We start from the raw sequence: 15,437 nt of genomic DNA, 5'->3' as shown, positions 1-15,437 counted from the left end.
CCGGCGCCGCCGCCGTGCTCTCCCCGGCCCCGGCAGGTCGGCACCGCGCCGCCGCTCGCGCCCGGCCGGGACGGGGCGGCCGGATACCGTCGTCGTCCGGGGACCCTGTAGGTTCTTGCGCTGTGGAGGAGCTGGACCGGCAGATCGTGGAACTTCTCGTGGCCGACGGGCGCATGAGCTACACCGACCTGGGCAAGGCCACCGGCCTGTCCACGTCCGCGGTGCACCAGCGCGTACGGCGCCTGGAGCAGCGCGGGGTGATCCGCGGGTACGCGGCGATCGTGGACCCGGAGTCGGTGGGGCTGTCGCTGACGGCGTTCATCTCGGTGAAGCCCTTCGACCCGAGCGCACCCGACGACATCGCCGACCGTCTTGCCGAGGTCCCCGAGATCGAGGCGTGCCACAGCGTCGCGGGGGAGGAGAACTACATCCTCAAGGTCCGGGTGGCGACCCCGATCGAGCTGGAGCACCTGCTCGCGAAGATCCGCACCCTGGCCGGGGTCTCCACCCGCACCACGGTGGTCCTCTCCACGCCGTACGAGGCGCGCCCACCGCGCGTCTGAGGGCCCCACGGCCCCCTGACCCACCGCACGATCCCGTCCCCTCGCCCCCACCGGGGCCCGGGCGGGCCCACATCACATCGCGAGGCGAAACCCAGTGCCGCACACCACGAACGAGCCGACCACCAGCGGATCCGGCGCGAGCCGCACCGTGCTGCTGCGCGGCGGCAACGTCTACAGCCCCGCCGACCCCTTCGCGACGGCCATGGTCGTCGACGGCGGCACGGTCGCCTGGCTCGGCTCGGAGGGCGCCGCGGAGTCCTTCGCCGCGGGCGTCGACGAGGTGGTCGACCTCGCCGGTGCGCTGGTCACCCCCGCGTTCACCGACGCCCACGTGCACACCACCGCCACCGGCCTGGCGCTGACCGGCCTCGACCTGGCCCCCGCCCGCGACCTGACCGACGCCCTCGCCAGGGTCGCCGCGTACGCGCAGGCCAACCCCGGCCACCGGGTGCTGCTCGGCCACGGCTGGGACGAGAGCCGCTGGCCGGGGCAGCGCCCGCCGACCCGCGCGGAACTCGACGCGGCGACCGGCGGCCGCCCCCTGTACCTGACCCGCGCCGACGTCCACTCGGCGGTCGTCACCACCGCCCTGCTGGCGCTGGTCCCCGATGTCGGGACGATGGCCGGCCACCACCCCGACGGGCCGCTCACCCGCGACGCCCACCACGCGGTCCGGCGCGCGGCCTACGGCGCCGTCACGCCCGCGCAGCGTGCCGCCGCGCAGCGCGCCGCACTCGCCCACGCCGCCTCGCTCGGCATCAGCGCCGTCCACGAGTGCGCGGGCCCGGACATCTCCTCCGAGGACGACCTCACCGCGCTGCTGCGGCTGGCCGCGGCCGAGCCCGGGCCGCGCGTGTACGGCTACTGGGCCGAGGCCGTGACCGGCGCCGAGGACCTGGAGCGGATCCGGGACCTGGGCGCCGTCGGCGCGGGCGGCGACCTCTTCGTGGACGGCTCCATCGGCTCCCGCACGGCCTGCCTGCACGCCCCGTACACCGACGCCCCCGCCGTCGGCGGCACCGCCTACCTGGACGCGGCGGCGATCGCCGACCACGTGGCCCTGTGCACCGAGGCGGGGGTGCAGGCGGGTTTCCACGCGATCGGTGACGCCGCCGTGGCCGCCGTCGCGGAGGGGATGCGCGAGGCCGCCCGCCGGGTGGGCCTGGACCGGGTGCGCGCGCTGCGGCACCGCGTCGAGCACGCCGAGATGATGACCGAGGACACCGTCGCCGCCTTCGCGGAGCTGGGCCTGGTCGCCTCCGTGCAGCCCGCCTTCGACGCCGCCTGGGGCGGTGAGGACGGCATGTACGCCCAGCGGCTCGGCGCCGAGCGGGCCGGCACCCTCAACCCGTTCGCCGCCATGACCCGGGCCGGGGTGCCCCTGGCCCTCGGTTCCGACAGCCCGGTCACGCCGCTCGACCCCTGGGGCACGGTGCGCGCCGCCGCCTTCCACCGGACCCTCGAGCACCGCATCTCCGTCCGTGGCGCGTTCAACGCGCACACCCGCGGCGGCTGGCGCGCCGTGGGCCGCGACGACGCGGGCGTCCTCGTGCCCGGCGCACCCGCGGACTACGTGGTGTGGCAGGCCGGTGACCTCGTGGTCCAGGCCCCCGACGAGCGGGTCGCCAACTGGTCCACCGACCCGCGCTCCGGCACCCCCGGGCTGCCCGAACTCACCCCCGGGCTGCCGCTGCCGACGGCGCTGCGCACGGTGGTCGGCGGCCGTACGGTCTTCGCACGGCCGAACGAGTGACGGGTCAACGGCCGATGCCCCCGAACGGTTCTCCGTCGGGATGGCGTGGAACTTTCCCCGGCCTCGCGTTGACCTGCTGATTTGGTCAATCCGCGCAGGTCAAACGGCTGTTGACAGGCGACGGTCGGGGGCGAGTAGGTTCGGCCGGGTCCACCACCGGACGTCCGACCGGATCTCCGTGCGCCGACGGCCGCAGCTGGGCCACGGGGCGTCGCCGTACGGCGTGCGCCACTGGCAGCCAGGTCCAGCGCTCGCGGCACGGAACGCGGTCCGCCTCAACGAGAGGCTCCGCCCGGTCGGCAGGTGTGACCCGGGAGGGGCCCGGACGCCCAGTAGACAACGGCCTTGTCGCCGATCCGCAGCCAGCGGGTCCCAGGTCGGCCCGAAGGGCGTTCCGGGCCCCGAGCAGTTCACGCCCCTCCCGCGCCGCGGATCCGCCGCGGGAGGCTTTGCCCGCCCGGGGTCCGCGGACAGGTCCGTTGGGGGTACGGTCACTGTCACACAGTGACCACCTGCAGGAAGGCCGCGTACCTTGCGACCGCGCTCCGACGCCGCACCGGCCCCCGCCGCGCCGCCGGCGACGTCCGTAGAACCGCCGCCGCCACCCGCTCCGGCACCCGGCCGCATCGCCCGCACGGCGCGCGCCGTGCGGGCGAACGCGCGGCGGTCGGCGCTCGCCGCGCTGTGCGGCCTGGCCCTGGCGGCCGCGTTCCCCCCGTACGGGGTGTGGCCGCTGTCGGTCGCTGCCGTGGCCGGCCTGGCGCTGCTGACCCGGGGCCGTACCGCCCGCCAGGGCGCGTGGCTGGGCTTCGCCTTCGGACTGCCGTTCTTCGTGTGGCTCCTGCTGTGGCTGCGGGTGATCGGCTGGGACGCGGTCGTGGGCCTGTCCGTCATCGAGGCCGCCTTCGTCGCCGTGCTCGGCGCGGGTCTGGCGGTCACCTCGCGGCTGCGCGCCTGGCCGCTGTGGGGCGCCTGCCTGTGGGTGGCGGAGGAACTCGCCAGGGACCGGCTGCCGTTCGGCGGCTTCCCGTGGGGCAGGCTGGCCTTCGCGAACACCGCCACCCCCTTCACCCCGGTCGCCGCGCTCGGCGGCGCGCCGCTGGTGACCTTCGCCGTCGCGCTGTGCGGTTCGCTGCTGGCCGCGGCCGCGGTCGCCGTGTGGCGGCTGCGCAGGGGCCCGGTCGTCTTCGGCCCGCGCCGTTATGTGCCCGCCACGACGGCGGCGGTGCTGGCGGTGGCCACCTTCGCCGCCGGGTACGCGGTGCCGGTGCCCACCGCGGCCGACGACACCGTCCGGGTGGCCATCGTGCAGGGCAACGTCCAGCAGCCGGGCATGCACTTCCTGGGCCGGCCCCTGAAGATCCTCAACAACCACGTCGAGGCGACCCTGAAGCTCGCCGAGGACGTCAAGGCGGGCCGTGCGCCCAAGCCCGATCTGGTGATCTGGCCGGAGAACTCCTCCGACATGGACCCGTTCTCCGAGCCCCAGGCCTACGCCCTGATCACCAAGGCGGTCCGCGCCGTCGGCGTCCCCGTCCTCGTCGGCGCTCTGGTCGACGGCCCGGACGCGGACCACGTCCAGAACGAGGGCATCGTCTGGGACCCGGAGAGCGGTCCCGGCGACCACTACACCAAGCAGCACCCGGTCCCCTTCGGCGAGTACGTGCCCTTCCGCGAGCAGCTCACCAAGGTCATCAAGCGGCTCGACCAGGTCCCGCGCGACTTCTACCCGGGCAAGGGCAGCGGCGTCCTGCAGATCGGCCCGGCGAAGCTCGGCGACGTCATCTGCTTCGAGGTGGCGTACGACGGGATCGTCCACGACACCGTCACCGCGGGCGCCCGCGCCCTGGTCATCCAGACCAACAACGCCACCTACGGCCGCACCGGCCAGCCCGAGCAGCAACTGGCGATGTCCCGGCTGCGCGCCGTCGAGCACGGCCGCGCCGTGGTCACGGCGGCGACGAGCGGCATCACCGCCGTCGTCGCCCCCGACGGGCGGATCGAGCAGCAGACCGAGGAGTTCACGCAGACCGTGCTCAGCGCCCGGCTGCCGCTCCGCGACGATCTGACCGTCGCCGACCGCGTCGGCTCCGCTCCCGAATGGACCCTCGCTATGGTGGGCCTGCTGTCCTGGGCCGCGGCGATCATGCTGGGCAGGCGAGGACGTACCGAGACGGAGGAACAGCAGTGAGCGATGGCGGTGGGGTCACCCGTGGCGCAGCCCAGGGGAGGGCCTTCGGGCCGCTCGGCTCGGTTCTCGTGATCATCCCGACGTACAACGAGGCCGACAACGTCAAGCCGATCGTCGCCCGGGTCCGCGCGGCCGTGCCCGAGGCGCACGTCCTCGTCGCCGACGACAACAGCCCCGACGGCACCGGCAAGCTCGCCGACGAGCTGGCCGCCGCCGACGACCACGTCCACGTGCTGCACCGCAAGGGCAAGGAGGGGCTGGGCGCCGCCTACCTGGCCGGCTTCCGCTGGGGCATCGAGCGGGACTACGGCGTGCTCGTCGAGATGGACGCCGACGGCTCGCACCAGCCCGAGGAGCTGCCGCGTCTGCTGACCGCGCTCAAGGGCGCCGACGTGGTGCTCGGCTCCCGCTGGATCCCCGGCGGCCGGGTGGTCAACTGGCCGAAGTCCCGCGAGTTCCTGTCGCGCGGCGGCAGCACCTACTCGCGGCTGCTCCTCGACGTGCCGCTGCGCGACGTGACGGGGGGCTACCGGGCGTTCCGCAAGGAGACGCTGCTGGGCCTGGGCATGGAGGAGGTGGCCTCCCAGGGCTACTGCTTCCAGGTCGACCTCGCCCGGCGCGCGGTGAAGTCCGGCTTCCACGTCGTCGAGGTCCCCATCACCTTCGTGGAGCGGGAACGCGGCGACAGCAAGATGAGCCGGGAGATCGTCGCCGAGGCGCTGTGGCGGGTCACCGCCTGGGGCGTCGGCTCCCGTGTCAAGCGGCTGACGTCCGGGCGGCGCAGCGGCTGACCGGCCCTCCGGGCTCCGGCGGGGAGCAGGCACAATGGTGCGTATGACGATCAGCTCCCCGCCGCCGGCCGGTCCGCGGCAACCGGGCGGTGACGGGCGTCCGCGGCGGCGTTCGCGCGCCGGGACGTGGATACCGCTCGGTGTGGCCGCTTACGCGCTGCTGGAGATCTGGCTGCTCATCCTCGTGGCCGGGGCCGCCGGCGGGCTCACGGTCCTCGTGCTGCTCGTGGCGGGCTTCGTGTGCGGGGCGCTGGCCGTACGGCACGCCGGGCGCAGCGCGTGGCGGGCGCTGAACGAGGCGATGCGCTCCGGAGGGCCGGAGCGGGACCGGGAGGAGCCGAAGGGCTCCGGCGCCGGGAACGGCGGCAGCGGTGCGGCGCCGATCATGATCGGCGGCCTGCTGCTGATGGTGCCCGGGCTGATCTCGGACGTGGCGGGGCTGCTCTTCCTCTTCCCGCCGACCCGCTCCCTGCTGACGAGGGCGGGTGCACGCGCTCTGGACCGCCGGGCGTCCGCCGCCGGGGAGCGGGGCGCGGGCTCGGGCTCGCTGGGTGACCTCTTCGCCCAGGCGCGCGCCGCCGAGGAGCAGATGCGCATCCACCGCCCCGACGGCAAGGTGATCCAGGGCGAGGTCGTCGACCACAAGCCCGAGCAGGACGACGAAAACCCCGGGCCGCGGCACTGAGGCCACGCTCGCCCGGGGCGCACGTCTGATGGGGCCCGCCCCTCACGGGCCCAGTTCCTTCGGTCAGGCGGTCTTGCGGTGGTCGCGCGGATGTACCGCGATGTTCATGGCGCCGGAGCGCAGAACGGCCAGCCGTTCGGCCAGGACTTCCTCCAGCTCCTCGACCGTGCGCCGCTCCATGAGCATGTCCCAGTGCGTACGCGCGGGCTTGCTCGTCTTCTCCTCCGGGCCCTCTCCGTCGACCAGGAGTGCGATCTGGCCGCAGGCGCGGCACTCCCACTCCGGCGGGATCTCGGCCTCCACCGAGAACGGCATCTCGAATCGATGTCCGTTCCGGCATGCGTACTCAACGGTCTGGCGCGGTGCCAGATCGATGCCGCGGTCGGTCTCGTAGCTTGTCGCCCCGAGTCGCGTGCCGCGGAGAGCTCGCTCACTCATGAATCGTGCCTCCCGGGCTGTGTCGCCCACAGGACAGGTGTCGCTGTCGTCGTCATCCGGTCAACGTCCGGTCGGCGGTGAAGATTCCCGTTCTCGGGAGGTGCGTCGCCCGTCGTGCCGCCCCTTTTTGTACCCATCGACGCCCGCTTTGTCACATCTCGCGAGAGATGTCACCCTGCGTTCTGGTATCTTTAGCGCGCAGTAACGGCCCGTCCGACGGCCAACGGCGTACACTACCGCGCCGCACCCATCCGCACTAAATCGTCTCGGGGACCGGATTGCCCGCGGCCGCCACCGCCCGCCGCATCGGCACCCTGGCCAGCAGCACGAACCCGATGACGAAGAACGCCACCAGGGACACGATCGCGTCCCGGTAGCTCCCGGTCAGCTGGTACGTCAGACCGAACAGCAGCGGCCCCAGCCAACTCGTGCCCCGGTCGCTGACCTCGTACACCGAGTAGTACTCGGCCTCCTTGCCGCGCGGGATCAGGTGCGAGAAGAGCGAGCGCGACAGCGCCTGGCTGCCGCCCAGGACCATCCCGATGGCCGCGGCCAGACAGTAGAACGCCACCGGCTCGCCGGCCGGCAGGAAGAAGCCGGCCCCGATCGTCGCCGTCCACGCCACCAGCGAGCCCAGCACCGTACGGCGCGCCCCGTACCGCGCCGCGAGCCGGCCCAGCAGCAGGGCGCCGAAGACGGCCAGCACCTGCACCAGGAGGATCGCGCCGATCAGGGCCGTCTCGTCCAGCTCCAGCTCCTCCGAGCCGTAGAGCGAGGCCTGCGAGATCACGGTCTGGATGCCGTCGTTGTAGATGAGGTACGCCAGCAGGAAGGCGAGCGTGAGCGGGTGGCGGCGCATGTCCCGCAAGGTTTCGGCGAGTTGACGCCAGCCCTGGCGGAGTGAACCCCCGCCCTTGACCGCCGGCCCGGCCGACCGCCGGCCGGGCGCGGTGTCGCGCAGCCGTATCAGCGGGACGAGCGTGAAGGCCGCCCACCACAGGCCGGCCGACGCCAGGCAGATCCGCACCGCCATGCCCTTGGAGACGCCGACCGCGTCGTGCCCGAGGAACAACGCCAGGTTGGCGACGAGCATCAACGCCCCGGCCGCGTATCCGAACGCCCAGCCCCGCGAGGAGACCGCGTCCCGCTCGTGGGGTTCGGCGATCTCCGGCAGGAAGGCGTTGTAGAGGACCATGGCCGACGCGAACGCCACGTTGGCGACGATCAGGAGTCCGCCGCCGAGGCGGTAGCGGTCCCCGGTCACGAAGAACATCGCCGTCGTCGCCGCGGCGCCGACGTACGCGAAGGTCCCGAGCAGCGCCTTCTTGCGCCCGGTCCGGTCCGCGACGGCCCCGGCGAGCGGCATCACCAGCACGGACAGCAGGACCGAGGCGGAGACCACGTACGCGAAGTACGCCCCGGCGCGGACCGGTATCCCGAGCGGGTGGACGTAGCCGTCCGGGCCCGCGGCGGCCTCCGCGACGTCGGTGAGGTACGGCCCCAGGAAGACCGTGATCACACTGGTGGAGAAGACCGAGTTGGCCCAGTCGTAGAAGTACCAGCCGCGCTGTGCGCGCCGCCGCTCGTGCGCCGGGGCGGCGGTTCCGTCCTGCACCGCCATGTCCTGCGCCTCGCCCGTGGTCACCCGTGGTTCCTGCCGATCCGTGTCGTGCGCCCTGCCGATGTGATCGGTCATGATGCCATCCACGGCCGGGGTGGGGGAGGGGGATCATCCGCCGGATTCCTCCGTTCATCCGGCGGACGCCTCCGGTCCGCCCGACCCGTGCACGGGACTGCCCCCGGGCCGCCGCGTGGGCGGCCCGGGGGCAGAACGGTCAGCCTGTGTCGCGGAGGTCCGCGACGGTCAGGCGCGACCGCCGTTCATGCGCCGGCGACGCAGCATGTAGACGCCGCCACCGGCACCGGCGAGCAGGAGCGAGGCGCCGAGCAGGGTCTCCGGGGTGTTCATGCCCATCGAACCGCCGAAGCCGGTGTCGGGGCCACCGCCGTTGCCGCCGCCCCCACCGCCACCGCCGCCGTTGCCGCCACCGCCACCGCCACCGCCACCGCCGCCGTTGCCGCCGCCGCCGTGGCCGCCCTTGCAGCCCTTGTTGCCGCCACCGCCGCCGCCGTTGCCGCCCCACGAGTCGTCCATGTTGCGGCCGTCGTCGGACGCGCTGCCGAAGCTCTGGGCGGTCAGGTCGTTGCCGTTCTTGTTGTCGTCGCTCCCGTTGTCGTCGCTTCCGTTGTCGTTGCTGTCGTTATTGCCGCCGCCGTTACCGCCGCCGTCGTTCCCGCCGCCGCCGTTACCGCCGCCGTCGTTCCCGCCGCCGCCGTAACCGCCGCCGCCGCCGTCGTTGCCCCCGCCGCCGTAACCGCCGCCGCCGCCACGACCGTTGTCGTCGTCGCCGCCCCACCACGACTCGCACCGGTCGTCGCCGCCGTAGCCGCCGTGACCGCGCCCGTAGCCGCCACCGCCGCCACCGTGGCCGCCACCGCGACCGCCGCCGTAGCCGCCACCGCCGTGGCCGCCGCCGTAACCGCCGTCCTCGTGCTCCCCGCCGTAGCCGCCCTTGTCGCCGTGGTCGCCCTTGTCTCCCTTTTCGCCGTCACCCGACGGTGACGGCGACGGCGCGGCGTTGTTGACGGTGAGGGTTGCGCTGTTGAGTACACCGTTGCAGCTCAGGGTGATGGTGTATTGACCTGCAGCGAGGCCGGCCGGAACGGCGAATTGGGCGGTCTTCGGGTTGTTGCCAAGGAATGCGCTGTTGGGAAGCACGGCCCCTGGGAAGGCGGCGAACAGCGTTTCGGGGGAAGAGGTGGCCGTCACCGTTTTCGCCGCACCGTTGCAATCGGACCCAGAAGCGGAGACGCTCACGGTAGTGCCCGGGCTGACGGGGTTGGGAGTGATGCCGATGACAGCGTCGGCGAAGGCATGCGACGCCGGGAGAACCACGGCGGCAACCGTCATCGATGCCGCTGCGAGAATGCGTGAACCACGCATGGGGTGAACCTCCTTGCGGGACGGGGCAGGAGGGATTGGGGTTCCCTCGACACGAACTGCGACCGCGTCCTTGAGATCCATGGCACGAGGGCGGGGATCTTCACGCACCTCGGAATCGGCACAGGCCTTCCCCCGGACGGGGCATCAGAATTCCGGCCCGAACAGCATCGCCGCAGGTGGGGAGGCATACCCACGGCGGCGTCAGAAAAATGTGAAGAGCTCGTCAAACGGGTGACCGGCAGTGGGCCCGACAACACATCAGGCGATGGTCAGTCAGCCGACGGCATGTCAGATGACGTCGGTGCCGGCAGGCGGCCGGACCGCGACGCTCACGACTGCGCGGCGCAGCGCCGCCCCCACCGGGCGCCGATGGCTTCGATACCCCTGCGGCAACGCGGGCTTCCGGACTGCGATCTCACACGGATTCACCAGAACGGCCCACCACCAGGGTTCGTGCACCGCAGCCACGAGAGCCCGGGGCGCCCAGGGCTCCGGTGTCCTCGGAGCTCGCATCCTCGAGCGAGGGCGACCGTCCACCACGGGCCGGCGAACCGCACGGGGCAGCGGAGCCGAACTCGCTGAACCCGGGCCCTCCCAGGGCGGTCTTGGCCGGCGCAGGCGAGCACGGGCTGGGCGCCACGGGCGGACCCCGCCGCGCCCACCCCGGCCACGGCAGGCGGCCGCGCGACAGGGAGCGGTCCGCGGCCAGGCTCGCCGGTACGAGGTCTGTCCGACCCCGCCGCCTGGCGCCGCTGCGCCCCGGCCGCAGAGCGGTCCGCGGCCGGGAAGCCGCCCGGCGGCCATGGGGCGCGCGCGTGGTACACGACGCCCGTGGCGACGGCCAGCGAGCGCAGGCCGTCGGGGCCAGGCGCGCACGGCTGGTGAGGGTTCATCAGGACGCGGGCGTCATCATGGGCGCTCGTCCTGGCAGCGCGGCGCCGGATTGCCCCCGCTGCCGCAGCGCCGCCACCCGATCGGGTGGGGAGCACATTGCCCGGTTGGCGCTGATCCATCCGCGTTTGACGCATACTTCGGTTTAACATCATTTATGACGGACTGTCACTCATGACCTGCCGGTCGGAGCTGAAGGACTGCGATGCTGCGAAACTCCGGGGATCACACCACCCCCGTGCCCTGGTACGGACAGCCCGACGCCTGGTACGGGCAGCCCGACCCCTGGTTCGGCCAGCCGTTCGTGCCCGGGCGCACGGCGGACGCGGCACGCGAGCCCGGCCGGCCGGGCCGCGCGCCGCAGCCCCCGGCCCGGGCCCGGCCCACCCCGCCCGCCGCACAGGCGGGACAGCCGCCCGCGAAGAAGCGGAAGGCGAAGGGCACATCCACCGCGAAGGCACAGCCTCCGGCGAAGGGCCCCGCGAGGCCTCCGGCACCGCCTGCCGCGAAGCCGCCCGCGTCGGCTCCGGTGAAGCCACCGGCACCGGCACCGGCTCCGGCGAAGTCACCCGCCTCGGCTCCCGCGAAGCCGCCGGCCCGGCCCGCCGGCAAGGGCTCCCGTCCGGTCGCCGATGCCGCACCGGCCCGGGGCGGGACCGCGGAGCAGACCCGGCGTCAGCCCCTGCGCCGTCCCGGCCGTCCGGCCGGCGGTGCCGCCAGGCCTCCCCGGCAGCTGAAGCTCACGCGGCGCGGCCGCGGCGCGGTCGGGGTGCTGGTGTGCTCGGTCCTCGTCGCAGGGGTGGTGCTGACCTTCCAGGGCTTCGCCGGGATGGACGGCCCGCCCCAGCCGTCCGCGGCCTCCGCGGCGCTGTCCGACGCGGCGGCGATCAAGGCGCCGCCGCCGCTCCCGCCGGCCCAGCCGACACGCATCCGCATCCGCTCCGTGAGCATCGACGCGCCGATCATGAACGTGGGGCTGGACAGCCGTGGCGTGATCGCGGCCCCGCCGCTGGAGAAGGCGGGCGAGGCCGCCTGGTTCAAGGACTCGGTCAGCCCGGGGGCCCGGGGCTCCTCCGTCATCGTGGGGCACGTCGACAACGAGAGCGGGCCCGCGGTCTTCTACAGCCTGGGGGCGCTGAAGAAGGGCTCGACCATCGACGTCGTGCGGGACGACGGCACCACGGCGATCTTCACCATCTACGGCATCGAGGTGTTCACCAAGGCCGAGTTCCCCGCCAAGCGCGTCTACGGGGACACCAAGGACCCCGAGCTGCGCGTGATCACCTGCGGCGGCACCTACAGCAAGGACTCGGGGTACTCGGGCAACGTCGTGGTCTTCGCCCGCATGTCCAAGACGAAGCAGGCCAAGGTGTGACGGGTCCGGGCGGGCGGCGGGGGCCGGTCGTCAGGTCCAGGCCCCGCGTTCGGTGTACACCGCGCGCAGGGCCTCCAGCCGGTCCGTCATGATCCCGTCCACGCCCAGGTCCAGCAGGGCGCGCATCCGGGCCTCGTCGTTGATCGTCCACACGTGCACCTGCAGGTCCAGTCCGTGCGCCGCCGCGAGGAACGCGGGGTCGACGACCCGGATGCCGTACGCCTGCTCGGGGACCTGCACGCACACCGCGCCGCGCCGCCGCGCCGCGGCGAGGAACAGCCGTTGGGCGGCACGGCCCCCGCGCGAGAGCAGCCGTAGCTCCGCCACGCCCCGGGTGCCCAGCGAACTGGCCAGCCGCGGGCCGCCCAGCGCGCGGGCCCGGACCAGCCGGGCCTCGGAGAACGAGCCCACGCACACCCGGTCCCAGGCATCCGCGCGGCGCACCGCCTCCACCAGGGGCCCGACCGCGGCGTCCGACTTGGTGTCCACGTTCCAGCGGGCGTCCGGGAACGCCTCCAGCAGTTCCTCGAACAGCGGCACCGGCTCGCGGCCCGCCACGCGGGCCCGGCCCACCTGGCTCCAGGGGAGGTCCGCGATCCGCCCGCCGGTGTCGGTGACCCGGTCCAGGGACGGGTCGTGGAAGGCGACCAGGACGCCGTCCGAGGTCAGGTGGACGTCGGTCTCCAGGTAGCGGTAGCCGAGGTCGACGGCCCGCCGGAAGGCCCAGGCGGTGTTCTCCAGGCCGTCCGCCGTGCCTCCGCGGTGGGCGAAGGCGATCGGGGCCGGGCTGTCCAGGTACGGATGGCGTATGGCGCTCACTCCGGCAGTATGGCGCGCCCCTCCGGGGTGTCCGCCACCGGCCGCCCCCCGCGGGCGACCACCACCGAATCGTCCTCCGGCCGCGACCGCGGCAGCTCGAAGAGCCGCAGGAAGAACTGCGCCAGCGGCCCGATCGACACCGCGTACACGACCGTGCCGATCCCGACGCTGCCGCCGAGCACGAAGCCGACCGCCAGCACGGTCACCTCGATCGCGGTGCGCACCAGGCGGATCGAGCGGCCCGTGCGGCGGTGCAGGCCCGTCATCAGGCCGTCGCGGGGGCCGGGGCCGTACCGGGCGGTGATGTAGAGGCCGGTCGCCACGCCGTTGAGCACCACGCCCGCCACCAGCAGCGGGATCCGCACGCCGAGACCGTGCGGCTGGGGCAGCAGGGCGAGGGTCGCGTCCATCGACAGGCCGACGACGAAGACATTGGAGACCGTGCCGAGGCCCGGCCGCTGCCGCAACGGCCACCACAGCAGCAGGACGAGCGCGCCCACCGCCACCGAGACCAGGCCGATGCTGACCCCGGTGTGCCGCGAGATGCCCTGGTGGAGGACGTCCCACGGGTCGAGACCCAGCGCGGCGCGCACCTGCAGGGCCGCGCTCGCGCCGTAGAGGGCCAGTCCTGCGTACAGGTGCAACAGGCGGCGTGCGGTTCTGGATTGGCCCTCCACGGGACCCCCCTATGGCCATGACGAGTGGATGCGCGACACTATGTGGCATGGTTCTGGGAGAAATCCATGGCCAATATGCGGAAGGTGGACCGGAAACCATGTCGCAGTGGACCGCAACGGTAGGGGTCACTCATCTCGCGCGTCTGCTCGAGCCCCGTCCGGCACAGCGCGCCACCGGCCGCCGTGTCCCCGCCTACCGGGGGCTCGCCGACGGCATCCGGGTCCTGGTCCTGGAGGGGCGTGTGCCGGTGGCCGCGCGGCTCCCCGCGGAACGCGAGCTGGCGCTCGCCCTGGCCGTCAGCCGTACCACCGTCGCCGCCGCGTACGAGGCGCTGCGCGCCGAGGGCTTCGCCCGGTCACGGCGCGGCGCCGGCACGTGGACCGCGGTCCCGGAGGGCCACGCCCTGCCGACCCGCGGTCTGGAGCCGCTGCCCCCGGACGCCGCGGGCACCGTCATCGACCTCGGCTGCGCGGCGCTGCCCGCACCCGAGCCGTGGCTGACGCGTGCGGTCGAGGGCGCCCTGGCCGACCTGCCGTCCTACTCGGCCACCCACGGCGACTTCCCCGCGGGGCTGCCCGTGCTGCGCGAGGCCATCGCGGCCCGCTACACCGCGCGCGGCATCCCCACCCTGCCCGAGCAGATCATGGTGACCACCGGCGCCATGGGTGCCATCGCGGCCGCCGTGCGCCGGCTGGGCGCCCCCGGTGAGCGTGTCGCCGTCGAGTCGCCGAGCTACGCCAACGTCCTGGAACTGCTGCGGGAGAACGGTGCCCGGCTCGTCCCGGTCGCCATGCGCGAAGGGCTCGGCGGCTGGGACCTCGACGCCTGGAAGCGCGTCCTGCGCGACGCGGCTCCCCGCATGGCCTACGTCATGCCCGACTTCCACAACCCCACCGGCACCCTCGTGCCCGACGACCAGCGCCGCGCCCTCGTCGAGGCCGCCCGCGCCGCCGGGACCGTCCTCGTCGCCGACGAGACCATGGCCGAGCTGCCGCTCGACGGGACGGCCTCCGCGCCGCGCCCGATGGCCGCCTTCGACCGCGGCGGCAGCGTCATCACCGTCGGCTCCGCGAGCAAGGCCATCTGGGCCGGGCTGCGCATCGGCTGGGTCCGCGCCGCGCCCGACGTCGTGCGCCGCCTCGTCAGCGCCCGCGCCTACCTCGACCTCGGCTCGCCCGTCGTCGACCAGCTCGCGGTGGCCTGGCTGCTGCGCACGGGGGCGTGGGACGACGCGGTCGCGGCCCGTCGCGAGCGGGCCCGCGCCCACCGCGACGACCTGGTGGCGGCGCTGCGCGAGCGGCTGCCCGACTGGGAGTTCGCCGTCCCGTCCGGCGGCATGACCATGTGGGTGCGGACCGGCGACGTCTCCGGCTCACGCCTCGCCGTCGCGGGCGAGCGCCTCGGCGTCCGCGTCCCCTCGGGGCCGCGCTTCGGCGTCGACGGCGCCTTCGAGGGCTACGTCCGGCTGCCCTTCACCGTCGGGGGGCCCGTCGCGCGTGACGCCGTCGAGCGCCTGGCGGCGGCCGCGCAGACCGTCCGCGACGGAGGCGGCTCCGAGGGCGAGGGCGCTGGGCTCTTCGTGGCCTGAGGCGGCCTGAGGCGGCCTGACGTGGCCTGATGGGCCCCCGGACAGGAGCCGGGACGGCTCGCATGGCGAGCCATCCCGGTCGGGGACGCCGTCCGGCTCAGCGGCCGTCGGGGAGCTCCGTGAGGCGGAGACGGAGCTCGACCTCCTGGTCGCCGGAGACTGATCCCTGCTCCTCGAGGCGGAAGGAGTCGCCGAGCACCTTCTTGACCTCGCGTACGTGACGGGGCCCGCCGGAGAGGTCCGCGGTCAGGGAGCCGTCGAGGTGGACGGGGCCGAGTTCGTGGCCGTGGCTGCGGGTGTCGACGGAGGCGGCCCACACGGTCGGGTGGGAGGACCCGGGGCGGGGCTCCACGGCCTCGGTGAGCGACTCGCCGGGACGTGTCGGGAAGGCGGCCTCCAACGCGCCGAGCACGGCTCCGGCGTCCTGCCGCTCGCAGCCGGTGAGGAGGACGTCGACGTGGGAATTGGTGTGATGACTGCTCATCAGCGGTTCTCCTCTCGCAGGAGGCCCGGCACGGTGCGTCGGGCACCGCAAGCCGCGCCCCCCTTCAGCGTAGGACGGCGACCGGGTACCCGCAGCGGGCGCCCTGCGCACCCGGCGCGCAGAGCGAGGGCCGGGTCACGTTCCGTCGCGGCGCACGGGGGTGGCCCCCGCGCGAGG

Annotated in this window: 13 protein-coding genes; 7 read left to right on the top strand and 6 right to left on the bottom strand. The window is 74.1% G+C overall.

What is annotated here, in order from left to right; genetic code table 11:
• The first annotated feature begins 122 nt into the window (after window positions 1-122).
• The 5 genes from ACFYYN_RS26910 to fxsA all read left to right on the top strand — a co-directional run bounded on the left by ACFYYN_RS26910 (window position 123) and on the right by fxsA (window position 5,983).
• A complete protein-coding gene (locus ACFYYN_RS26910) occupies window positions 123-563 on the top strand; it encodes an Lrp/AsnC family transcriptional regulator (RefSeq protein ID WP_361803599.1) in 441 nt (146 codons plus the stop codon).
• 202 nt (window positions 564-765) lie between these two features.
• A complete protein-coding gene (locus tag ACFYYN_RS26905; protein WP_500547877.1) occupies window positions 766-2,316 on the top strand; it encodes an amidohydrolase in 1,551 nt (516 codons plus the stop codon).
• A 532-nt stretch (window positions 2,317-2,848) separates the two neighbouring features.
• Window positions 2,849-4,507, top strand: a complete 1,659-nt coding sequence (lnt, locus tag ACFYYN_RS26900; protein ID WP_500547819.1) for an apolipoprotein N-acyltransferase — start codon at window positions 2,849-2,851, stop codon at window positions 4,505-4,507.
• Window positions 4,504-5,298, top strand: a complete 795-nt coding sequence (locus ACFYYN_RS26895) for a polyprenol monophosphomannose synthase (protein ID WP_500547818.1) — start codon at window positions 4,504-4,506, stop codon at window positions 5,296-5,298. The genes lnt and ACFYYN_RS26895 overlap by 4 nt, the downstream gene beginning before the upstream one ends.
• A 43-nt stretch (window positions 5,299-5,341) precedes the next feature.
• Window positions 5,342-5,983 (top strand): FxsA family membrane protein, encoded by a 642-nt coding sequence (fxsA, locus tag ACFYYN_RS26890; protein WP_500547817.1) that lies wholly within the window; start codon window positions 5,342-5,344, stop codon window positions 5,981-5,983.
• 63 nt (window positions 5,984-6,046) lie between these two features.
• On the opposite strand, the gene ACFYYN_RS26885 is transcribed toward fxsA, so the two are convergent.
• The 3 genes from ACFYYN_RS26885 to ACFYYN_RS26875 all read right to left on the bottom strand — a co-directional run bounded on the left by ACFYYN_RS26885 (window position 6,047) and on the right by ACFYYN_RS26875 (window position 9,425).
• Complete coding sequence (locus tag ACFYYN_RS26885) at window positions 6,047-6,421, bottom strand: RNA polymerase-binding protein RbpA (protein ID WP_499515576.1); 375 nt, start codon at window positions 6,419-6,421, stop codon at window positions 6,047-6,049.
• 256 nt (window positions 6,422-6,677) lie between these two features.
• Complete coding sequence (locus tag ACFYYN_RS26880; protein WP_500547876.1) at window positions 6,678-8,042, bottom strand: MFS transporter; 1,365 nt, start codon at window positions 8,040-8,042, stop codon at window positions 6,678-6,680.
• A gap of 243 nt (window positions 8,043-8,285) precedes the next feature.
• On the bottom strand, window positions 8,286-9,425 hold the full coding sequence (locus ACFYYN_RS26875; protein WP_500547816.1) for a hypothetical protein: 1,140 nt from the start codon (window positions 9,423-9,425) through the stop codon (window positions 8,286-8,288).
• A gap of 1,624 nt (window positions 9,426-11,049) precedes the next feature.
• On the opposite strand from ACFYYN_RS26875, the gene ACFYYN_RS26870 reads away from it, so the two are divergent.
• The gene (locus ACFYYN_RS26870) at window positions 11,050-11,691 is read left to right on the top strand and encodes a class F sortase (RefSeq protein ID WP_500547875.1); all 642 of its coding nucleotides are present in this window, start codon (window positions 11,050-11,052) and stop codon (window positions 11,689-11,691) included.
• A gap of 30 nt (window positions 11,692-11,721) precedes the next feature.
• Here the strand turns inward: ACFYYN_RS26870 and ACFYYN_RS26865 are convergent, their stop codons facing one another.
• Window positions 11,722-12,510: a glycerophosphodiester phosphodiesterase family protein gene (locus ACFYYN_RS26865; protein WP_500547815.1), complete on the bottom strand. Its 789-nt coding sequence runs from the start codon at window positions 12,508-12,510 to the stop codon at window positions 11,722-11,724.
• On the bottom strand, window positions 12,507-13,187 hold the full coding sequence (gene yczE, locus ACFYYN_RS26860; protein ID WP_500547814.1) for a membrane protein YczE: 681 nt from the start codon (window positions 13,185-13,187) through the stop codon (window positions 12,507-12,509). The genes ACFYYN_RS26865 and yczE overlap by 4 nt, the downstream gene beginning before the upstream one ends.
• A 98-nt stretch (window positions 13,188-13,285) precedes the next feature.
• On the opposite strand from yczE, the gene yczR reads away from it, so the two are divergent.
• Window positions 13,286-14,776 (top strand): MocR-like transcription factor YczR, encoded by a 1,491-nt coding sequence (gene yczR / locus ACFYYN_RS26855; protein ID WP_500547813.1) that lies wholly within the window; start codon window positions 13,286-13,288, stop codon window positions 14,774-14,776.
• A 97-nt stretch (window positions 14,777-14,873) separates the two neighbouring features.
• Here yczR and ACFYYN_RS26850 read toward each other — a convergent pair whose 3' ends face one another.
• The gene (locus ACFYYN_RS26850) at window positions 14,874-15,260 is read right to left on the bottom strand and encodes a hypothetical protein (protein WP_499515581.1); all 387 of its coding nucleotides are present in this window, start codon (window positions 15,258-15,260) and stop codon (window positions 14,874-14,876) included.
• Window positions 15,261-15,437 lie beyond the last annotated feature (177 nt).

The sequence above is a fragment of the Streptomyces sp. NPDC001902 genome (assembly GCF_042891295.1).
Classification (GTDB): Bacteria; Actinomycetota; Actinomycetes; order Streptomycetales; family Streptomycetaceae; genus Actinacidiphila.
Note: the sequence above shows the minus strand (reverse complement) of the source record. Positions and strands in the feature narration are given on the sequence as shown.

Excerpts from the sequence above, each read along its gene's own strand:
- ACFYYN_RS26905 (WP_500547877.1), top strand. The coding sequence starts at position 766 with ATGGTCGTCGACGGCGGCACGGTCGCCTGGCTCGGCTCGGAGGGCGCC.
- ACFYYN_RS26875 (WP_500547816.1), bottom strand. The coding sequence starts at position 9,425 with ATGCGTGGTTCACGCATTCTCGCAGCGGCATCGATGACGGTTGCCGCC.
- ACFYYN_RS26850 (WP_499515581.1), bottom strand. The coding sequence starts at position 15,260 with ATGAGCAGTCATCACACCAATTCCCACGTCGACGTCCTCCTCACCGGC.
- ACFYYN_RS26880 (WP_500547876.1), bottom strand. The coding sequence starts at position 8,042 with ATGGCGGTGCAGGACGGAACCGCCGCCCCGGCGCACGAGCGGCGGCGC.
- fxsA (WP_500547817.1), top strand. The coding sequence starts at position 5,342 with ATGACGATCAGCTCCCCGCCGCCGGCCGGTCCGCGGCAACCGGGCGGT.
- ACFYYN_RS26885 (WP_499515576.1), bottom strand. The coding sequence starts at position 6,421 with ATGAGTGAGCGAGCTCTCCGCGGCACGCGACTCGGGGCGACAAGCTAC.
- yczR (WP_500547813.1), top strand. The coding sequence starts at position 13,286 with ATGTCGCAGTGGACCGCAACGGTAGGGGTCACTCATCTCGCGCGTCTG.